Genomic DNA, 16397 nt, shown 5'->3' with positions numbered 1-16397 from the left:
GGACGGGGCGCGAGGCAGCTCGGGGCAGGCGATGCGCATACTCGTGACCAACGACGACGGGATCAACGCGCCCGGACTCGCGGTGCTGGAGAAGATCGCGGCCGAGATCGCGGGTCCAAAGGGCGAGGTCTGGGTCGTGGCGCCGGCCTTCGAGCAGTCGGGCGTGGCGCACAAGATCAGCTACACGCATCCCATGCTGATCGCGCAGATGGGCGAACGGCGCTATGCCGCCGAAGGCAGCCCCGCGGACTGCGTCATGGCGGGGCTCTACGACGTGCTCGACGGCGCGGCGCCGGATCTGGTCCTCTCCGGCGTGAACCGCGGCAACAACTCTGCCGAGAACGCGCTCTATTCCGGCACGCTGGGCGGCGCGATGGAGGGCGCGCTTCAGGGGCTGCCGGCGATCGCGCTGTCGCAGTTCTACGGGCCCCGCGTCGCGCATCTGGAGAACCGCTTCGAGGCCGCCGAGCGCCACGGCGCCGAGGTGGTGCGCCGGATCCTGGCCGCCATGCCGGAGGACAGCGCCGACTACCGTCTCTTCTTCAACGTCAACTTCCCGCCCGTGCCCGCCGACGACGTGCAGGGCATGCAGGTGGCCGCGCAGGGCTTCCGCCGCGGCACGAGCTTCCGGACCGAGCCGCATCTGTCGCCCTCGGGCCGGCGCTTCCTGTGGATCCGCGGCGTCAATCAGCAGGTGGCGACCGAGCCGGGGACCGACGCCGCCGTGAACCTCGAGGGATGGATCTCGGTCACGCCGATGCGCGCGGACCTCACGGCCCATGACGCGCTCGACCATTTCAGGGAGAGGCTGTGACGGGCGACGACGAAGAGGATCCCGCCGAGCGCAAGATGCGCTTTCTCTTCGCGCTGCGCTCGCGCGGCGTCACGGATGCGCGCGTGCTCACGGCGATGGAGAAGGTCGATCGCGGCGCCTTCGTCCGTCACTATTTTCGCGACCGCGCCTACGACGACATGCCGCTGCCCATCGCCTGCGGGCAGACGATCAGCCAGCCCTCTGTGGTGGCGCTGATGACGCAGGCGCTGCGGGTCACGCCACGCGACAAGGTGCTCGAGATCGGCACCGGTTCGGGCTATCAGGCGGCGGTGCTGGCGCAGCTGGCCCGCCGGGTCTACACCGTCGACCGGCATGCGCGGCTGGTGCGCGAGGCGCGCGAGATCTACGCCGCGCTCGATCTGGCCAACATCACGGCCGTGATCGCCGACGGCAGTCACGGATTGCCCGACCAGGCCCCCTTCGACCGCATCCTCGTGACCGCGGCGGCCGAGGATCCGCCCGGCCCGCTCTTGGCCCAGCTCAAGATCGGCGGTATCATGGTTTTGCCGGTGGGCCAGTCGGACACGGTTCAGAGCCTGATCCGCGTGACGCGAACGGACTCGGGCTACGACTACGACGAACTCCTGCCGGTGCGGTTCGTGCCGCTCGTCGAGGGGCTGGGCCGCGACGGCTGAAGGCGGGCCCGCCGCCCGCGTGATCGACGCCCCGGCGACAAGGGGCGCGCAGAGAGGATTATCGAGCGATGAATGCGCCCAACCGGTCCGTCCCGCGCGCTCTGATGGGTGCGACGGCACTGTTCGCCCTCGCGGCCTGCAGCGAAACGCTGGACCTCGATCTGCGCCCGCCCGGGATGACGACGACCGAGGCGGCGATGCGCGCCGTGGCCGACCGCCCCGAACCGGACGCGCGCGGCGTGATCTCCTATCCCAACTACCAGGTCGCGGTCGCACGGCGTGGCGACCGGCTCGCCGATGTGGCCGAGCGCGTGGGCCTGCCCGCTGGCGAGCTGGCTCGCTACAACGGCGTGCAGCCCGATACGCCGCTGCGCCAGGGCGAGATCGTGGCCTTGCCGCGCCGTGTCGCCGAGGCGTCGGCCGCGCCCGGCAGCCCGCGCGGCAACGTGGACGTGGCCGCCCTCGCCGGGCCCGCCATCGACAGCGCGGCGCCGGCCCGCGTCGAGACCCAGGCGCTACCCAGCGCGGCGCCGAGCGCGCCGGCCGCGCAGCCCCGGCCGAGCGCGCCCGAAACGGACGAAGAGCCGATCCGGCACCGGGTCGAGCGCGGCGAGACCGCCTATTCCATCGCCCGGCTCTACGATGTCTCGGTCCGGTCGCTCGCCGAATGGAACGGCCTCGGTCCGGACTTCTCGGTGCGCGAGGGGCAGCATCTTCTCATCCCGGTCGCGCTCGAGCCGCCCCGCTCGCGCGTCGCCGTCACCGAAGACGAGACGCCGCCGCCCGGCACGGGCTCGCCCACGCCGCCGCCGCCCAGCGCCTCGCAGCCGCTCCCCGAGGAAGAGCCGGCCCCGGCGGCGCAAGCCGCCCCCGCGCCGCCTTCGCCCGAGCTCGGCGAGGCGCAGACCGCCGCCACCAGCGAGGCCGAGATGGTCATGCCCGTCGATGGCCCGATCATCCGCGAGTTCGCGCGTGGCCGGAACAACGGCATCGCCATCGCCGCAGATCCGGGCACCCCGGTCCGCGCGGCCGCCGCCGGACAGGTCGCGGCCGTGACAGAGAACACCGAAGAGGTCTCGATCGTGGTGATCAAGCACCCCGACAACCTGTTGACCGTCTACGTCAATCTCGACGACATCGCCGTGTCCAAGGGCGACTCCGTCAGCCGGGGCGACCAGATCGCGGCTGTCGCGCCGGGTTCACCCTCCTTCCTGCATTTCGAGGTCACGCGCGGGACCGAGCGCGTGGACCCGATGCCCTACCTCAGTCCCTGAGCACCGGCGCGGCGTCAGCCTCGCGCCGCCGCCCGAGGCGGCCGATGGCGGCATGCAGCGCGACCGCGATCACCAGGACAGCCGGCCAGCCGAAGATCGCCATGACGGCGACGAGGATCCAGAACAGGTTCACGAAGAACAGCACGAGACAGGTGCGGGTGTAGTCCTCGACGCGGGTCACGGGTCTGTCGCGCATGGGTCCGGTCCTCTCGCTCGCGCGGCGCAGCATAGCGCGGAACCCCGCCTGCAAGTAGCCCCCGGGCGTCTGCGGGGCGGTCTCCGGCACGCCTCCGCCTTTGTCGCACGCGGTCTGACAGCCTATGTTCCCGCCAGAGGCAGACGAGGTGACGCGATGAGCGGCTCTGACAGAACGATTCTCAGGATTTCCGGCGAAGAGGCGCGCGACTTCCTTCAGGGGCTGGTCACGAACGACGTCCGCAAGCTGGACGACGGGCTGGTCTACGCGGCGATGCTCACCCCGCAGGGCAAGTATGTCGCGGACTTCTTCCTCGCCCCGGCACCGGAGGGCGACGTGCTGCTGGACGTGGCCAGCCCGCTCGCGGCGGATCTGGTCAAGCGGCTGTCGCTTTACAAGCTGCGCGCCAAGGTCGAGATTGCCGAAACGGAGCTCGAGGTGCGCCGCGGCACCGGGCCTGCGCCAGAGGGCGCCTTCGCCGATCCGCGCGATCCCCGCCTCGGCTGGCGGCTCTACGGCGAGGAGGGCGGCGACGACGGCTCCGACTGGGAGGCGCTGCGCGTGGCCGCCTGCGTGCCCGAGACGGGCATCGAGCTCACCCCCGACAGCTTCATCCTCGAAGCCGGCTTCGAGCGGCTCAACGGGGTGGACTTCCGCAAGGGGTGCTATGTCGGCCAGGAGGTGACCGCGCGGATGCACCACAAGACCGCGCTGCGCAAGGGCCTCGCCACGGTCGAGGTCGAGGGCGCCGCGCCCGTGGGCACGCCGATCGAGGCGGAAGGCAAGGCCGCCGGCACGCTCTACAGCCAGGCGGATGGCCGCGGCATCGCCTATCTGCGCTATGATCGCGCCGGGCCGGAGATGACGGCCGGCGACGCGCGGGTGCACTGGCGCCCCGAGGCTTGAGCGCCCGCTGCGCTGCCCTTTCGTCCTGGCGCGCGCGTCAGAAGGACATCACACCCTCTTCCGTCACGATCATGTCGAGGGGCTCGTCGGTGGCGTCGCGCGGCAGATCCTCTGCCTCCTGCGCCGCATATGCGAAGCCGATGGCGAGCACCGGCCCCTCGGCGCGCAGGCCGGCCAGCGTCCGGTCGTAGAATCCGCCGCCGTAGCCCAGCCGCCCGCCATACCGGTCGAAGGCGACGAGGGGCACGATCAGCACCTCCGGCACGATCAGCGCCTCGGTCTCGGGGATCGCGGCGCCGAAGGGGCCGGGCACCAGCCGGCAGTCCGGCGCCCAGCGCGAGAACACGAGCGGCAGGCCCTTGCCGCGGATCACCGGCACACCCACCGGTCCGTGGCGCGCGGCCTCGGTCATCGCCGGGCGCGGGTCGATCTCGGTGCGGATCGGCAGATAGCCGGCCAGCGGACGTCCCCGATGCTCGCCCAGCACGCGGATCAGATGGCGCGCGGGCTCGGCCGGGCGCGCGGCATGTGCGGCCCTGCGACGGGCGAAGGCAGCCTCGCGCGCCGCGCGCTTGGCCTCCTGCTGCGCGCTCACAACAGCACCAGGCTGGCAAGACCGAGGAAGGTGAAGAAGCCCACGACATCGGTCACCGTCGTGACGAAGGGGCCCGATGCGAGCGCCGGGTCGATCCCGACCCGGTCGAGCAGGATGGGAATGCCGATGCCGCCCAGGGCCGCGGCGAACTGAGTGAGGATCATCGCCACCGCGATGACCGCCGCCAGCATCGGCACCCCGAACCAGACGGCCGCCACGCCCGCCATGACGAGTCCGAAGAGCACGCCGTTAAGCCCGCCCACGGCCGCCTCGCGCCCCGTCACGCGCAGCGCGTTCTGCGCCGTGAGATCGCGCGTGGCGATCGAGCGCACGGCCACCGTCATGGTCTGCGTGCCGGCATTGCCGCCCATCGAGGCGACGATCGGCATGAGCACCGCGAGCGCGACCATCTGGTCGATCGTGTCTGCGAAAAGGTCGATCACGATCGAGGCGAAGATCGCCGTCAGCAGGTTGACGAAGAGCCAGGTCGCCCGCCCGCGCGCGGCCTGAAGAACGGTGTCCGACAGGCTCGCCTCTTCGACCACCCCACCGAGGCGCAGGATGTCCTCCTCGTGCTCCTCGTCGAGCACCGCCATCGCGTCGTCGATGGTGATCATGCCCACCAGGCGCTCGCTCTCGTCCACGACGGGGGCCGAGATCAGGTGATACTGGTTGAAGGCATAGGCCACGTCCGTCTCGCTGTCGGTCGCCGGAAAGACGCGGAACACCTCCTCCACCAGATCCTTCAGCGCCACGCTGCGGCGCGAGGACATGATGCGCCCCAGCGTCACGTTGCCCACGGGCCGCATCTTCGGGTCCACCAGAAAGACGTGATAGAACTGGCTGGGCAGATCCTCGCGCTCGCGCATGTGGTCGATCGCCTGGCCCACGGTCCAGTGTTCGGGCGCCATCACCAGCTCGCGCTGCATCAGGCGGCCGGCGGAGTATTCCGGATAGGTCAGCGACTTCTGCACCGCCAGCCGCTCGGGCGCGTCCAGCGCGCCCAGGATCGCGCGGCGCTGCTCTTCCTCGAGATCCTCGAGCAGGTCCACGACATCGTCCGAATCGAGGTCGCGCACCGCCTCGGCCAGCACCTCGGGGCCGAGCAGACCGATCACCTCCTCGCGCAGCCCCTCCTCGAGCTCCGAAAGGATCGCACCGCCGATCCGCTCTCCGGCCAGTTCGACGAAGTGGCGGCGCTCGGCGGGGTTGATCTGCTCGATGAGGTCGGCGACGTCGGCCGGGTGCAGCGGCTCGATCAGTTCGAAGAGCTGGTCGCGGTCCTCGGCCTCCAGCGCCTCGAGAATCGCCGTCACCCTGCGGCGATCGAGGGCGTAGGAATCCTCCTCGCCGGCATCGGGATCGAGAACGGTCTCGTCGGCGTCTTCGTTCATGGCGCGGCCCCTGTGACGGTCGCGCGGACCATAGGCGAAGCACCGGAAAAGCGACAGGGGCGGCGCGCGCTCAGGCCTCCGCGAGAAGCGCGACCGCCTGCCGGTGCAGCGCCGGGTCGGCCGCGGCGAGGATGCGCCCGCCGGCATGCGCCGGCCCGCCCTGCCAGTCGGTGACGATCCCGCCCGCCGCCTCGATCACCGCCATGGGCGCGTGAATGTCGTAGGGCGCGAGGCCCGCCTCGATCACCAGGTCGATCTGCCCCGCGGCGAGCATCGCGTAGGCATAGCAGTCCATCCCGTAGCGGGTCAGCTGGACCTCTGCGGCGACCCGGCCGAAGGCGGCACGCTCCGCTTCGGTGCCGATCTCCGGGAAGGTGGTGGCGAGCGTCGCCTGCCCCAGCGCCAGCCCGCGGCGCACGCTCAGCGGCCGGCGGCCCATGGGCCCCTCGAGCTCGGCCAGCCCCAGCCCGCCGCGAAACCGCTCGCCGGTGTAGGGCTGATCGACCACGCCATAGAGCGGCCCCTCCGGCCCCGAGAGCGCGATCAGCACGCCCCAAGTGGGCGCGCCGCAGAGAAAGGCGCGTGTCCCGTCGATCGGATCCAGAACCCAGGTCAGGCCGGAGCTGCCCGGCGCCTCGCCGAACTCCTCGCCGAGGATGCCGTCCGCAGGTCGCTCCGCCGAAAGGATCGCGCGCATTTCGGATTCCGCGGCACGGTCAGCTTCCGTCACCGGGTCGAAGCCTGTGTGCAGCTTGCTCGTGGTGCCGAGCGTCGTGGTGCGGAAATACGGCAGGATCGCCCCGCGCGCGGCATCCGCCAGCCGATCGGCGAGCTGCGTCACCTCCCTGGCGTCGATGCCCGGCGCCTGCGCTGACGTCATGCGCGGCCGCGCGCGCTCAGGCAACGTCGCTGAGCACGCGGGCGAGTTCGAACAGGCGGCGACGCTGGTTTTCGGGGATGGCGTAGTAGGAGCGCACGAGGTCCAGCGCCTCCTTGTCGTTGAGCAGATTGCCGGGGACGGCGATACGCTCGGCCTCGGCCTCGGCCTCCTCTCGCGCGGAGAGCCCCTCGAAGAAGAAGCTGACCGGAACCTGCAGCGCGTCCGCGATGTCCCAAAGCCGCGAGGCGCTCACCCGGTTGGCGCCCGTTTCGTATTTCTGGATCTGCTGGAACTTGATCCCCACCTGCTCGGCGAGCTGCTGCTGGGTCATCCCCGCGAGCCATCGCCTCTGGCGGATTCGTTTTCCAACATGCACGTCAACCGGATGCGTCATGTCTCACCTTTTCCCGGACCCCTGCGCCTAGCGCCACCACCTAAGCCAAACGACTGTTCTTTCAAAATAACTTCCGTTCTCCCCCAGGCCCCGGCACGCTGCGGGGCCATGCCCCGTCCGAGCCGGAGACCCGCCGCCAGCATAGGGTCCCCGGAATATATCGCAAGGCGGCATCCACTTCAGCAAGCATCTTTCCCCGAAGTATTCAATCAAAGGTGGAGGGAAATCATGACTTCCGTAAGGTCACTGCGCGCTCAGATTCGGGCCGCGACGCCGGACTTGCACCTGGGCGTCCCGCCGGGGCAGTCTCGGCGCGGCCGAGCGGGAGGAGAAGAATGCGCGCCTATCACGTTGCCGCCCCGGGTGCGCCCGCCGCCCTGACCGAGCTTTCGCGGCCCGCGCCGCAGGCCGGCGAAATCCTCGTGCGCATCGCGGCCTGCGGGCTCAATTTCGCGGATCTTCTGATTCTCGACGGCACCTATCAGGAGACGCCCGAGCCGCCCTTCACGGCGGGCATGGAGGTGGCCGGCACGGTCGAGGCCCTCGGACCGGGGGTCGAGGGGCCGGCTCCGGGCACCCGCGTGGCCGTCTTCGGCGGACAGGGCGGCCTCGCAGAGTATGGCTGCTTTCCGGCCGCGCGGGCCGTGCCGCTGCCGGACTCGATGGACGAGGTGACGGGCGCGGCCTTCCAGATCGCCTACGGCACCAGCCATGTCGCGCTCGCCCATCGCGCGCGCCTCTCCCCCGGCGAGCGCCTGCTGGTTCTCGGCGCGGCAGGTGGCGTGGGCCTGACCGCGGTCGAGATCGGCAAGGTCATGGGCGCCGAGGTCGTGGCCTGCGCGCGCGGCGCGGAAAAGCTCGGGGTCGCGCGGCAGGCGGGCGCGGATCACCTCGTGCCCGCCGACCCCGAGGAACTGCGCACACGGCTGAAGGCGCTGGGCGGGGCGGACGTGGTCTACGACCCTGTCGGAGGGGCGCTTTTCGACGCGGCCTTCCGCGCCTGCCGTCCCGAGGCGCGGCTGCTCGTGATCGGCTTCGCCAGCGGCGAAGTGCCGCGGATCAAGGCCAACCACCTGCTGGTCAAGAACCTCACTGTCACGGGTTTCTACTGGGGCGGCTACATGGCGTTCCGCCCGGATGTGATCCGCGACAGCCTCTCGCAGCTGATGCGCTGGTTCGAAGAGGGCCGCCTGAAGCCCCATGTCAGCGAGGTTCTGCCGCTCGACCGGGTCGAGGAGGGGCTGGACCTGCTGCGCACGCGCAGATCGACCGGGAAGGTCGTGATCCGCATGGCCTGATCTTCCACGCGGACGTGATCCGCGCGCGCGCCGCCGGACGCACAGGCAGAGCGCGCGGATCGCTTCGGATACGCTGCGTTTCCCAACCGGAAAACCTTGATTTGCGGCCCCGGCTCCCCAATATTCCCCAAGGACGGCCGGGTCGCCCGGACCCGGTCTGGTTTGCGTAACGGATTCCAGGGACGAACAGCAGGGATCAAGTCGGAGGCTGGACGAGAATGGCTGAATACGAGACGATCCGGACCACGGCTGCGGGCACCCGCAGCGCCGCGATCGACGAGGGGCTGCGAGCCCACATGAACAAGGTCTACGGCACGATGTCCGTAGGCATGCTGATCACGGCGGGCGCGGCCTGGGCGATCTCGGGCCTCGCGACGACCACCGACCCGAGCCAGGCGGTCGCCCAGCTGCCCAGCGGCGATTACCTCAACGGCCTCGGCGCGGCGATCTACGCCTCGCCGCTGCGCTGGGTCATCATGCTGCTGCCGCTGGCCTTCATCTTCTTCGGCTGGGGCCAGCTTCTGCGCCGCGCCTCGGCAGCGACGGTGCAGCTCGGCTTCTTCGCCTTCGCCGTGGCGATCGGCCTGTCGCTGAGCTCGATCTTCCTGGTCTTCACGCCGTATTCGATCGCGCAGACCTTCCTCGTCACCGCGATCGCCTTCGCGGGTCTGTCGCTGTGGGGCTACACGACGAAGAAGGATCTGAGCGGCATGGGCACCTTCCTGCTCATGGGCGTGATCGGCCTGATCGTGGCGATGGTGATCAACATCTTCCTGCAATCGCCGGCGATGATGTTCGCGATCTCGATCATCGGCATCCTGGTCTTCGCGGGGCTCACGGCCTTCCACACGCAGGAGATCAAGAGCACCTACGTGGCCCACGCGGAGCACGGCGATCAGGAGTGGCTCGACAAGGCCGCCTACGACGGCGCGCTGGCGCTCTACATCAGCTTCCTGAACATGTTCCAGTTCCTGCTGATGTTCATGGGGCAGGAACAGTAACCCCGGGCCTTCCGGAACACGCGCGAAGGGCCGGCCCGACAGGGCCGGCCCTTTTGCTTCGGCACGCCGACTGGATCAGACGGAAACGTCGAAGAGCCGGCCCACCGCCGCGGTGGCCGCCATCGCCGCGCCGCCCCAGAGCAGCACGCGCACCACCGCACGCCCCTGCGGCGCGCCACCGAGGCGCGCGCCCGCCGCCCCCAAGACCGCGAGCGCGATGAGCGACACCCCTGCGACGACAAGGATACCATCCGTCCCGACGGGCGCCGCCACCGCGCCGCCGAGCGGCAGCGCCGCACCGGCCGCGAAAGCCAGGGCGGAGGCGAGCGCGGCCTGTAGCGGCGCCGCTCCACCCGCGCCGGTCAGGCCGAGTTCTTCGCGCGCATGTGCGTCGAGCGCGTCATGGGCGGTCATTTCCTCTGCCGCGGCGCGCGCGAGCGGCTCCGAGACACCACGATCCACCAGCCCCTCGGTGAGCTCGTCGAGTTCGTAGTCCGGGTTCTCCTCGAGCGCCTGCCGCTCGCGCTCGAGATCGGCGGTCTCGGAGTCTGCCTGCGCCGCGACCGAGACATACTCGCCCGACGCCATCGAGAAGGCGCCCGCGACGAGGGCCGCGAGCCCCGTCAGCAGGACCGCCGGCCGGTCGAGCCCGGCCGCGAGCACCCCTGCCAGCAGGCTGGAGGTCGAGACGATCCCGTCGTTGGCGCCCAAAACGGCGGCGCGCAGCCATCCCGTGCGCGTGACGTAGTGGCCTTCCTTCGGCATCGCAGGGCTCCGGAAACGAAAGGCCACGCCGTCGGCGTGGCCCATCATACCCGCGTAAGGGCGGCTCAGATCACTTGATCTTGCCTTCCTTGTATTCGACGTGCTTGCGCGCGACCGGGTCGAACTTCCGGATCGTCATCTTCTCGGTCATGGTGCGCGCGTTCTTTTTCGTGACGTAGAAATGCCCCGTGCCCGCGGTCGAGTTGAGGCGGATCTTGATAGTGGTGGGCTTCGCCATCTGAGCTCTCCTGCACCGGGCGCAAAGGCGCACCCGCGAAATCCGTTGAGGCCCGCCTTTTACCCGTGATGCGCCGGCTGTCAACCGGCTTGGCGGCGGGCATATGCGCGGAGGGCCTGTAAGCCGGATTCTGTCCGGGGGCTTTCGCCCCCTGGATGGCCATTCGTCTGGGCGCCGGATCGCTCCGGCGCTCACGCTGCCAACCCGGACCTCTCGGGCGGAAGCTGCCCTGCAGAGCCGAAGCTCCGCGCGAGGTCCCTATTCGGCATTGCTCCCGGTGGGGCTTGCCGTGCGGCCCCCGTTGCCGGCGGCCCGGTGGGCTCTTACCCCACCGTTTCACCCTTGCCCGCGGCGCACCGCGGGCGGTCTGTTTTCTGCGGCGCTTTCCGTCGGATTTCTCCGCCCGGGCGTTACCCGGCACCGTCGCTTCCAGGAGTCCGGACTTTCCTCGGCCTCTCGGCCGCGGCCATCCGGCCCTCCGCGCCCGATGCAGATAGGCAGGCCGGCGCGCGCAGTCAATGGACCTCAGCGCTCCGGCGCAGGCCAGCGTGCCGCCATGCCCGCCACGAGCGCCCGGTCCACGGCGTCCACGGGTCCGCGCGCCCAGGGCCGCAGGCGCAGCCGCACCGCGGACAGCACCGCGGCCTCCGGCGCATCGCAGCCCGCCGGCGCCCGCCAGCCGGCACGCGCCGCGTCCGCCAGGAACGCGCCGGGCTCGGCCGCCTCGGGCCAGACGGCCAGCCCGACCCGCGCCAGCGCCCGCCAGTCGAAGCGCGCGCCCGGATCGCGCTTGCGCCCCACGGCGCTGTCCGAGTGGCCGATCACGCCCGCCGGGCCGATCCCCCAGCGGTCCATCACGCCGCGCAGAAGCCGCTCGAGCGCGGCCATCTGCGGCGCCGCGAAGGGGTGATCGCCCCGGTTCTGCAACTCGATTCCGATGGAGGCGGAGTTCACGTCGCCGATCCCGCCCCAGGCCCCTGCCCCGGCATGCCAGGCGCGCCGCGCCTCGTCGACGAGTTGCCAGACATGGCCGTCCGCGCCGATCAGATAGTGCGCCGAGACTTCCGCCGCCGGATCGCAAAGCCGCTCCAGCGCCCCGGCGGCACTCTCCATCGCGGTGTGATGGAGGACAACGAGCCGGGGCCTGTCGCCGCCGCGCCGTGCGCCGTGATTGGGCGAGGGGCGCGCATCGGGCGCCTCGGGCGTGCCGGTCCTCAGCGCCGCACCGCCGCCCGGAAGGGGGCGGGGCTCCAGCCGCAGACGAAGCCGTCGCCGTCGGGATCGAGCCCCAGGCGGTCGCGCTCCGGCCCGCCATTGGCGAGAAAATCCGCCTGCGCGAGATCCGGGGTCGCATAGGCCGCGCACCTGCGCTGCGCTCGCTCGGCCGAATTGAAGCCGGACCGCGAATAGACGCGCTGTCCCATTGCGTGCGATGTGGCGAGCGCGAACTCGACCGGGGTCATGCGGCCGTCGTCCCGGCGTTCCGGCAATGGCTGCGGCTCCACGACCTGATAGCGCGCCCGCGCCTGGGCGAGCCGCGCCGCGTCGCCCTCGATCCCGCGCCGCTCGGCCACTGCGTCGAAATCCTGTTCGTCCGAGAGGCCGGGGTTGTTGCGGATCGGCGGCGCCGGGTTGGACGGGCTGGCCTGCAGGGGCGCTTCGCCGGAGTTCCGCGCCTGTGCGGTCGCCGCCGCCGCGGCCTCCGCCCCCTGGCCCGACTCCGGGTCCTCGAGCGCCGCGCGCGCCGTGTCGAGCGCCGAGCCCTCGCCCTGCGCGTCCCCCGTCCGTTCCGACGAGATCGGCGGCGGGCCGCCACGCGCCGAACCGGCGAGCTCCACCTCACGGGCCGCGCGCGCCGCCTGATACTCGCTGTAGTCGTTGAATCCGGCGCCGCTCTCGGGCACCGCCGGCGAACAGGCGGCCAACCCGCCGCAGACCGCGACGATCGCCAGTGAACGCCGTTTCATGGCTCCAGACCTTCCTGCATGCGGGTCGCTCCGCAGAGATTGTCTACCACCATTTTTCGGGCTTCGCCACAAAGCCGGCGGCCCGTTCCAGGGCCTCGGCCACATCCAGCAGCGGCCCCTCTTCCCAGGGCTTGCCGATGAGCTGCAGCCCCAGCGGAAGCCCCTTGCGGTCGAGCCCCGCGGGCACCGAGATGCCCGGCAGCCCGGCGAGGTTCACCGTCACCGTGAAGATGTCGTTGAGATACATCTCGACCGGGTCGGCCTGCCCCATCTCGCCAAGGCCAAAGGCGGCCGACGGGGTGGCCGGCGTCAGGATCGCGTCGACGCCCTGATCGAAGGCCTGCTCGAAGTCCCGCTTGATCAGCGTGCGGACCTTGCGTGCGCGGTTGTAATAGGCGTCGTAAAAGCCCGCCGACAGGACATAGGTGCCGACCATGACCCGGCGCTTGACCTCGGCGCCGAACCCCTCGGCGCGGGTCTTCTCGTACATGTCAACGATGCCGTCGCCCTGCTCCAGCTTCGCCCGGTAGCCGTAGCGCACGCCGTCGTAGCGCGCGAGGTTCGACGAGGCCTCGGCCGGCGCGATGACGTAGTAGGCCGGCAGCGCGTATTTCGTGTGCGGCAGCGAGATGTCCACGATCTCGGCGCCGGCATCGCGCAGCATCTCCGCGCCCTTCGCCCAGAGATCCTCGATCTCCTGCGGCATCCCCTCCATCCGGTATTCCCGGGGAATGCCGATCTTCCTGCCGCGGATGTCGCCCGAGAGCATCGCCTCGAAGTCCGGCACCGGCAGATCGGCGGAGGTGGAATCCTTCGGATCGTGCCCCGCCATCGCCTGCAGCAGGATCGCCGCGTCGCGCACCGTCTTGGTCATCGGCCCCGCCTGGTCGAGCGAGGAGGCGAAGGCCACGATCCCCCAGCGCGAGCAGCGCCCGTAGGTGGGCTTGAGGCCGACGATCCCGGTGAAGGCCGCAGGCTGGCGGATCGACCCGCCGGTATCCGTGCCCGTGGCGGCGAGGCAGAGATCGGCCGCCACCGCAGCGGCCGAGCCGCCCGAGGAGCCGCCGGGCGTGAGCTTGCGCTCGTCCACCTTCCAGGGGTTCACGGCCGGGCCGTAGACGCTCGTCTCGTTCGACGAGCCCATCGCGAACTCGTCCATGTTGAGCTTGCCCAGCATCACCGCGCCGGCGTCGCGCAGCTGCGCGCTCACGGTGCTTTCGTATTCCGGGCGGAAGCCGTCGAGGATCCGCGAGGCCGCCTGGCTCGCCACGCCTTCGGTGCAGAACAGATCCTTGATGCCCAGCGGAATCCCGCACAGCGCCGGCGCCGCGCCCGCCTTCAGCCGCGCATCCGCCGCCCGCGCCCGCTCCAGCGCGAGCTCGGGCGTCTTGTGCACGAAAGCGCCCAGTGCGCCCCCCGCCTCGACGGCGCCGAGGCAGGCCTCCGTCAGCTCGACGCTGGTGAGATCGCCCCGCGCGAGCGCGTCGCGCGCCTCGGCGATGGTGAGCGCGTTGAGATCGGTCATTCCACCACCTTCGGAACGGCGAAGAACCCCTCGCGCGCATCGGGCGCGTTCGACAGCACCCGCTCGGGCATGCCGCCGTCGGTCACCGTGTCGTCGCGCCGCTTCAGCCGCATGGGCGTGACGCTGACCATCGGCTCGACCCCTTCGACGTCGACCTCGTTCAGCTCCTCGATGAACCCCAGGATTCGATTGAACTCCTCCGCGAGCGCCGGCAGCTCGTCCTGCTCCACGCGGATGCGGGCGAGATGCGCGACATGCGCCGCGGTGCGGGTGTCGATGGACATGGGCAGGCGCCTCCTTGCCTCGGATCGCGCCCGATCTACAGCCCCCGCAGGCCGCTCGCAACCATGTGCCGGCGATAGACCTCGATCATCCAGCCCAGCATGACCGCGTTGAGGATGTGCCACATGAAATGCGTGCCGAAGGGCACGGTCCCGCAGAGCGGCAGGTCGAGGGTGCGGAAGGTGAGCGAGGCGATCAGGATGCCCGCCCCGAGGGCGAGCCCCCGCGCCACCTGCGGGAGCCGCCGGCGCAGCAGCACCGCATAGACCAGGATCAGCAACGGCACGGGCGCATAGCCCGCCGAACTGCCCAGCCCGGGCACCAACTGGAAAAGCGGGACCGTCGCGAAGGCGTAGGGAAAGAAGGCCGCCACCCCCAGCCCCGACCAGAGCCGCGACAGCCCCCAGTAATGCCGGTTCGCGGCAAAGATGTAGATCAGGATGAAAAGCAGGATGGGCACCACGTCCATGACCGCCGACCAGACCTGCGCATGGGTGTGGAAGAGGTAACTGCCGACCCCGATCGCGGCCAGAACCCAGACCAGCGCCATCGCCAGCGGCAGCCCCTGCCCCCGCACGCGGGCCCACATCACGAAAGCCGCGATCAGGAAGGCCGCGTTGGTCACCGCGTTGACGGGTTCCGCCCAGTAGCTCGCGTCGAGCCGCTCGCAATAGCTGTCGATCTGGCGCGTCCAGTCCATGCCCCTGCCCCGTCCCGCCTCGGCCACGCGGAGAGGTAAGCCCCGACCCCGCCGATTCCAGCCCGATATCCTTCCTCTTGCCCGAAATACCCCGGGGGGTAAGGCCGCAGGCCGACGAAGGCAGCGCCCCCCCCGCGCGAAGCGCCAGAAGGCGTGCGGCCGCAAGGCCGCTCCACCGGGTTAACGGCTCCCTTTCGCGCCCGGCCGAAGCTGCTAGGCTCCGGCCATCACCCAAGCGAGGAGGACTCCGATGAAACTCACATGGCTCGGCCATTCCGGCTTCCGCATGGAGATCGGCGACCAGATCCTGCTGGTCGACCCCTGGGTCACCGGCAACCCGATGTTCCCCGAAGAGCGGCGCGCCGAGGCCATCGAGGGCGCGACGCATGTGCTCGTCAGCCACGGGCATTTCGACCACGTCAACGACGCCCCCAGGATCGCCAGGGAGCTCGGCATCCCAGTCGTGACCATCTTCGATCTCGCGGGCTGGCTCGAGAAGCGGGACGGCGTCCAGACGGTGGGCTTCAACAAGGGCGGCACGGTAATGCTCGGGGATGTCGCCGTGACCATGGTCAATGCCGCGCATTCCTCCTCGCTTTCGGACGACGAGGGGCGGCCGCTCTACACCGGCACCGAGTCGGGCTTTATGATCGCCCACGGCGGGCGCACGATCTATTTCTCGGGCGACACTGACGTGATGGCCGACATGCAGGTGTTCCAGGATCTGCACCAGCCCGAGATCGGCATTCTCTGCGCGGGGGGCCATTTCACGATGGACATGAGGCGCGCGGCCTACGCGGCGAAAACCTTCTTCGATTTCAAGACGGTCATCCCCTGTCACTACCGGACGTTTCCGATCCTCGAACAATCCGCGCAGGCGCTGATCGACGAACTGCCCGGCGTTGACGTGCGCGAACCGCAGGTCATGGAGCCCATGGAGCTGTGACCGTCGCCCGTCGGGCGGCCCGGGCGGCCGCGCTCGCCGCGGCCGTGGCCGCGCCCGCCGCCGCAGCGCGGGACTGCGGGCCGCTCGACCTGCCGGTGGCGCGGGTCGAGGCGCCGCCGGTCCAGTATGCCGAATTCTGCGCGCGCCACCCCGACGATTGCGTGCTGTCGGGCCCTGCGCGGGTCGCTGACGCGCGTGAGCGGCTCGCGCGCGTCAACCGAGAGGTCAACGACTCGATCCGCCTGCTCGCCGACCAGGAGTGCCTCGGCGTGGAGGAACATTGGGACTACCCGCGCAAGGGCGTCGGCGATTGCGAGGATTTCGCCCTCGAGAAGCGCCGGCGCCTCGTCGCGGCGGGCCTGCCCTCCGCCGCGCTCACGATGGCGATCGTCCACCACCGCACCGAGTATTTCGGCCACGCCGTTCTTCTCGCCGAGACGGAGCGCGGCACGCTGGTGCTCGACAACCTGACCGACGCGCTGCGCTGCTGGAGCGCCACGCCCTACCGCTTCGAGCGCCGCGAGCGGCCCGACGGGCTCTGGACCCGCTTCGCGCGGGAATGACAC

The 16397-nt window shown here is 70.6% G+C and carries 20 protein-coding genes and 1 other RNA gene; 8 read left to right on the top strand and 13 right to left on the bottom strand.

Annotated features, from left to right (window positions below; all coding sequences use genetic code 11):
- The first annotated feature begins 31 nt into the window (after positions 1 to 31).
- From surE to DRV85_RS14650, 3 genes are all read left to right on the top strand, one after another.
- The gene (surE, locus tag DRV85_RS14660) at positions 32 to 814 is read left to right on the top strand and encodes a 5'/3'-nucleotidase SurE (protein WP_113290223.1); all 783 of its coding nucleotides are present in this window, start codon (positions 32 to 34) and stop codon (positions 812 to 814) included.
- Positions 811 to 1470: a protein-L-isoaspartate(D-aspartate) O-methyltransferase gene (locus DRV85_RS14655; protein ID WP_113290222.1), complete on the top strand. Its 660-nt coding sequence runs from the start codon at positions 811 to 813 to the stop codon at positions 1468 to 1470. Before surE ends, DRV85_RS14655 begins: the two co-directional genes overlap by 4 nt.
- 104 nt (positions 1471 to 1574) lie before the next feature.
- Positions 1575 to 2744 (top strand): M23 family metallopeptidase, encoded by a 1170-nt coding sequence (locus DRV85_RS14650; RefSeq protein ID WP_233495530.1) that lies wholly within the window; start codon positions 1575 to 1577, stop codon positions 2742 to 2744.
- On the opposite strand, the gene DRV85_RS14645 is transcribed toward DRV85_RS14650, so the two are convergent.
- Entirely contained in the window at positions 2734 to 2940 is a 207-nt protein-coding gene (locus tag DRV85_RS14645) for a histidinol phosphate aminotransferase (protein ID WP_113290220.1), read from the bottom strand. The genes DRV85_RS14650 and DRV85_RS14645 overlap by 11 nt on opposite strands.
- A 156-nt stretch (positions 2941 to 3096) precedes the next feature.
- Between DRV85_RS14645 and ygfZ the strand changes: the two genes are divergently transcribed.
- Positions 3097 to 3846 carry a CAF17-like 4Fe-4S cluster assembly/insertion protein YgfZ gene (gene ygfZ, locus DRV85_RS14640; RefSeq protein WP_113290219.1) on the top strand — a complete coding sequence of 250 codons (750 nt, stop codon included), beginning with the start codon at positions 3097 to 3099 and terminating at the stop codon, positions 3844 to 3846.
- A 37-nt stretch (positions 3847 to 3883) separates the two neighbouring features.
- Here ygfZ and DRV85_RS14635 read toward each other — a convergent pair whose 3' ends face one another.
- The 4 genes from DRV85_RS14635 to DRV85_RS14620 all read right to left on the bottom strand — a co-directional run bounded on the left by DRV85_RS14635 (position 3884) and on the right by DRV85_RS14620 (position 7109).
- Positions 3884 to 4441 carry a 5-formyltetrahydrofolate cyclo-ligase gene (locus DRV85_RS14635; RefSeq protein WP_113290218.1) on the bottom strand — a complete coding sequence of 186 codons (558 nt, stop codon included), beginning with the start codon at positions 4439 to 4441 and terminating at the stop codon, positions 3884 to 3886.
- Positions 4438 to 5835 (bottom strand): magnesium transporter, encoded by a 1398-nt coding sequence (gene mgtE, locus DRV85_RS14630; protein WP_113290246.1) that lies wholly within the window; start codon positions 5833 to 5835, stop codon positions 4438 to 4440. The genes DRV85_RS14635 and mgtE overlap by 4 nt, the downstream gene beginning before the upstream one ends.
- A gap of 70 nt (positions 5836 to 5905) precedes the next feature.
- Positions 5906 to 6715, bottom strand: a complete 810-nt coding sequence (gene hisN / locus DRV85_RS14625) for a histidinol-phosphatase (protein ID WP_113290217.1) — start codon at positions 6713 to 6715, stop codon at positions 5906 to 5908.
- A 16-nt stretch (positions 6716 to 6731) separates the two neighbouring features.
- Positions 6732 to 7109, bottom strand: a complete 378-nt coding sequence (locus DRV85_RS14620; protein WP_113290216.1) for a helix-turn-helix domain-containing protein — start codon at positions 7107 to 7109, stop codon at positions 6732 to 6734.
- Between the two features lie 335 nt (positions 7110 to 7444).
- Between DRV85_RS14620 and DRV85_RS14615 the strand changes: the two genes are divergently transcribed.
- Together DRV85_RS14615 and DRV85_RS14610 are read left to right on the top strand one after the other, a co-directional pair.
- Positions 7445 to 8407 (top strand): NADPH:quinone oxidoreductase family protein, encoded by a 963-nt coding sequence (locus DRV85_RS14615; RefSeq protein WP_113290215.1) that lies wholly within the window; start codon positions 7445 to 7447, stop codon positions 8405 to 8407.
- Between the two features lie 218 nt (positions 8408 to 8625).
- Positions 8626 to 9408 (top strand): Bax inhibitor-1/YccA family protein, encoded by a 783-nt coding sequence (locus tag DRV85_RS14610; RefSeq protein ID WP_113290214.1) that lies wholly within the window; start codon positions 8626 to 8628, stop codon positions 9406 to 9408.
- A 75-nt stretch (positions 9409 to 9483) separates the two neighbouring features.
- On the opposite strand, the gene DRV85_RS14605 is transcribed toward DRV85_RS14610, so the two are convergent.
- From DRV85_RS14605 to DRV85_RS14570, 8 genes are all read right to left on the bottom strand, one after another.
- Positions 9484 to 10173 (bottom strand): VIT1/CCC1 transporter family protein, encoded by a 690-nt coding sequence (locus tag DRV85_RS14605; RefSeq protein WP_113290245.1) that lies wholly within the window; start codon positions 10171 to 10173, stop codon positions 9484 to 9486.
- Between the two features lie 70 nt (positions 10174 to 10243).
- Positions 10244 to 10411 carry a 50S ribosomal protein L33 gene (rpmG, locus tag DRV85_RS14600; RefSeq protein ID WP_005856346.1) on the bottom strand — a complete coding sequence of 56 codons (168 nt, stop codon included), beginning with the start codon at positions 10409 to 10411 and terminating at the stop codon, positions 10244 to 10246.
- A 103-nt stretch (positions 10412 to 10514) separates the two neighbouring features.
- Positions 10515 to 10893, bottom strand: an RNA gene (gene rnpB, locus DRV85_RS14595) — RNase P RNA component class A.
- 43 nt (positions 10894 to 10936) lie between these two features.
- Entirely contained in the window at positions 10937 to 11524 is a 588-nt protein-coding gene (locus DRV85_RS14590; RefSeq protein WP_113290213.1) for an N-acetylmuramoyl-L-alanine amidase, read from the bottom strand.
- Positions 11525 to 11625: 101 nt separating this feature from the next.
- Complete coding sequence (locus DRV85_RS14585) at positions 11626 to 12378, bottom strand: hypothetical protein (RefSeq protein WP_113290212.1); 753 nt, start codon at positions 12376 to 12378, stop codon at positions 11626 to 11628.
- A gap of 43 nt (positions 12379 to 12421) precedes the next feature.
- Positions 12422 to 13903 carry an Asp-tRNA(Asn)/Glu-tRNA(Gln) amidotransferase subunit GatA gene (gatA, locus tag DRV85_RS14580; RefSeq protein WP_113290211.1) on the bottom strand — a complete coding sequence of 494 codons (1482 nt, stop codon included), beginning with the start codon at positions 13901 to 13903 and terminating at the stop codon, positions 12422 to 12424.
- Positions 13900 to 14187, bottom strand: coding sequence for an Asp-tRNA(Asn)/Glu-tRNA(Gln) amidotransferase subunit GatC (gene gatC, locus DRV85_RS14575; protein WP_113290210.1), 288 nt, complete (start codon positions 14185 to 14187; stop codon positions 13900 to 13902). The genes gatA and gatC overlap by 4 nt, the downstream gene beginning before the upstream one ends.
- A gap of 35 nt (positions 14188 to 14222) precedes the next feature.
- Entirely contained in the window at positions 14223 to 14885 is a 663-nt protein-coding gene (locus DRV85_RS14570) for a ceramidase domain-containing protein (RefSeq protein WP_113290209.1), read from the bottom strand.
- Between the two features lie 250 nt (positions 14886 to 15135).
- On the opposite strand from DRV85_RS14570, the gene DRV85_RS14565 reads away from it, so the two are divergent.
- Both DRV85_RS14565 and DRV85_RS14560 read left to right on the top strand, forming a co-directional pair.
- Positions 15136 to 15831, top strand: coding sequence for a metal-dependent hydrolase (locus tag DRV85_RS14565; RefSeq protein WP_113290208.1), 696 nt, complete (start codon positions 15136 to 15138; stop codon positions 15829 to 15831).
- Positions 15828 to 16394, top strand: a complete 567-nt coding sequence (locus DRV85_RS14560) for a transglutaminase-like cysteine peptidase (RefSeq protein ID WP_113290207.1) — start codon at positions 15828 to 15830, stop codon at positions 16392 to 16394. Before DRV85_RS14565 ends, DRV85_RS14560 begins: the two co-directional genes overlap by 4 nt.
- The last annotated feature ends 3 nt before the right edge of the window (positions 16395 to 16397 follow it).

This window comes from Rhodosalinus halophilus (assembly GCF_003298775.1).
GTDB classification, from domain to species: domain Bacteria; phylum Pseudomonadota; class Alphaproteobacteria; order Rhodobacterales; family Rhodobacteraceae; genus Rhodosalinus; species Rhodosalinus halophilus.
This window is presented reverse-complemented; position numbering and strand designations above follow the sequence as displayed.

Bases quoted from the DNA above. Each gene is read 5' to 3' on its own strand.
- DRV85_RS14620 (WP_113290216.1), bottom strand. From the start codon at position 7,109: ATGACGCATCCGGTTGACGTGCATGTTGGAAAACGAATCCGCCAGAGG.
- DRV85_RS14605 (WP_113290245.1), bottom strand. From the start codon at position 10,173: ATGCCGAAGGAAGGCCACTACGTCACGCGCACGGGATGGCTGCGCGCC.
- DRV85_RS14565 (WP_113290208.1), top strand. From the start codon at position 15,136: ATGAAACTCACATGGCTCGGCCATTCCGGCTTCCGCATGGAGATCGGC.
- gatA (WP_113290211.1), bottom strand. From the start codon at position 13,903: ATGACCGATCTCAACGCGCTCACCATCGCCGAGGCGCGCGACGCGCTC.
- DRV85_RS14590 (WP_113290213.1), bottom strand. From the start codon at position 11,524: ATGGAGAGTGCCGCCGGGGCGCTGGAGCGGCTTTGCGATCCGGCGGCG.
- rpmG (WP_005856346.1), bottom strand. From the start codon at position 10,411: ATGGCGAAGCCCACCACTATCAAGATCCGCCTCAACTCGACCGCGGGC.
- gatC (WP_113290210.1), bottom strand. From the start codon at position 14,187: ATGTCCATCGACACCCGCACCGCGGCGCATGTCGCGCATCTCGCCCGC.
- DRV85_RS14645 (WP_113290220.1), bottom strand. From the start codon at position 2,940: ATGCGCGACAGACCCGTGACCCGCGTCGAGGACTACACCCGCACCTGT.
- DRV85_RS14570 (WP_113290209.1), bottom strand. From the start codon at position 14,885: ATGGACTGGACGCGCCAGATCGACAGCTATTGCGAGCGGCTCGACGCG.
- DRV85_RS14610 (WP_113290214.1), top strand. From the start codon at position 8,626: ATGGCTGAATACGAGACGATCCGGACCACGGCTGCGGGCACCCGCAGC.
- hisN (WP_113290217.1), bottom strand. From the start codon at position 6,715: ATGACGTCAGCGCAGGCGCCGGGCATCGACGCCAGGGAGGTGACGCAG.
- DRV85_RS14650 (WP_233495530.1), top strand. From the start codon at position 1,575: ATGGGTGCGACGGCACTGTTCGCCCTCGCGGCCTGCAGCGAAACGCTG.
- ygfZ (WP_113290219.1), top strand. From the start codon at position 3,097: ATGAGCGGCTCTGACAGAACGATTCTCAGGATTTCCGGCGAAGAGGCG.
- surE (WP_113290223.1), top strand. From the start codon at position 32: ATGCGCATACTCGTGACCAACGACGACGGGATCAACGCGCCCGGACTC.
- DRV85_RS14585 (WP_113290212.1), bottom strand. From the start codon at position 12,378: ATGAAACGGCGTTCACTGGCGATCGTCGCGGTCTGCGGCGGGTTGGCC.
- mgtE (WP_113290246.1), bottom strand. From the start codon at position 5,835: ATGAACGAAGACGCCGACGAGACCGTTCTCGATCCCGATGCCGGCGAG.
- DRV85_RS14615 (WP_113290215.1), top strand. From the start codon at position 7,445: ATGCGCGCCTATCACGTTGCCGCCCCGGGTGCGCCCGCCGCCCTGACC.